The following is a 1,527-nucleotide window of genomic DNA, read 5'->3' as shown; positions in this document are numbered from 1 at the left end:
ATAACGCCATGTCGATCACTCCATGACCCCCCGACCAAAAGCCAGGGGTGGGTTCAGACACGGGTCACTTCTCGATGGAAACTTCGGGCTCCGCTGGGTCAACTCTCAGCGGAAATCAACAGCAGATCCAAAGATCTTTACACCGGATAGCCATCGTCTTCGCGTAACATTTCGATAGGGACATTCCCACAGGAAAACCCAGCCTCATCCAAGACCTCGACACTCCATCCTGGAGTGAGACGATCACCCATCATGGTCAGCCCACGATGTTTGGTGGCCTCGGCATGAGCATATGCAAGCGCTTCAGTGCGGTTACCAAGTTCGGCCCCCTGCTGATCGTGCAGCGTGAGGTCATTCGGCGTGTGAACGTGGAAGAAGTACAGGGGCAAATTATTCCTTTCAGGCTCGGCACGTTGTTGTCAAACATCGCGCAACTAAATCGCGCGGCGTCATATCAACGCGAGCATCTGCCTGCGCGTCCTCGACGCTGCTTTCCAGGCTAGGCAGCCCGGACATTCGCAAGGAAGCGGTCGACTTCACTACGCATGTTTGCGGATTGCTCGGACAGCACGTCTGAGGCCTGAAGGACACTTGCCGCTGCGTGGCCAGCCTGATCCGCCACACGGGCGACCTCGGCGATATTCGATGTCATTCCACTCGTTCCAGCCGAGGCTTGACCCATGTTGCGCACGATCTCCTGAGTAGTCGCTCCCTGCTCTTCGACAGCTGCGGAAATCCCCGTCGTGACCGCATTCATGGCTTGGATCTGTGATGCAATGGCCTTGATTGCCTCCGAGGCCTCATCGGTAGCAGTCTGGATGGAGACAACCTGTTGGCTGATCTCCTCGGTAGCCCGCGAGGTTTGGCTGGCGAGTTCCTTCACCTCAGCCGCGACGACGGCAAAGCCTCGGCCAGCGTCGCCGGCACGCGCTGCCTCAATGGTCGCATTGAGGGCCAAAAGGTTGGTTTGGCTAGCAATATTCGATACCATGCCGACGACGTCGCCGATGCGGGCTGCCGCGGAGGCTAGAGCATTCATAGTCGCCTCCGTTCGGCCCGCATCGTGAACGGCAACGGCCGACATCTCTGCAGCGCGCTCCACCTGACGACCGATCTCCTGCACGGTCGCGCCGAGCTCTTCAGCCGCAGCCGCAACCGCATTCACATTGTCGGCGGTCTGATGCGCGGCTATGGCCACACTGTTGGAACGCGAAGACGTCCCTTCGACCGCTTCTTTCATGGCTCCGGACGAATTTTGAAGGCCGAGAGCCGCCTGGGATACCTTCGAAACGATGCTACCCACCGACTGTTCGAACTGGTCCGCCAGGTCTTGCAGCATGATCCGCCGCGCGCGTGCTTCCTGAACGCGCGTGGCTTCCGTCGTTTTGAGCTGCTCTGCAGCATCTTCCAAAGAGACGTCGCGAATGGTGACGACAGCCCGTGCGATGTCGCCGATCTCATCGCGTCGGGTACTCCCAGGCACCTCAGCCAGATTCTCTCGTGCAGCCAGGGCTCTCAGGGCGTGCG

Annotated in this window: 1 protein-coding gene; it reads right to left on the bottom strand. The window is 59.4% G+C overall.

All coding sequences use genetic code 11. The features are described from left to right. Window positions 1–499: 499 nt before the first annotated feature. Window positions 500–1,527 (bottom strand): methyl-accepting chemotaxis protein (locus tag G3T14_RS24100; RefSeq protein WP_246733541.1); only part of this gene is annotated, 1,028 nt, incomplete at its 5' end.

It is taken from the genome of Methylobacterium sp. BTF04 (genome assembly GCF_010692745.1).
Classification (GTDB): domain Bacteria; phylum Pseudomonadota; class Alphaproteobacteria; order Rhizobiales; family Beijerinckiaceae; genus Methylobacterium.
This window is presented reverse-complemented; position numbering and strand designations above follow the sequence as displayed.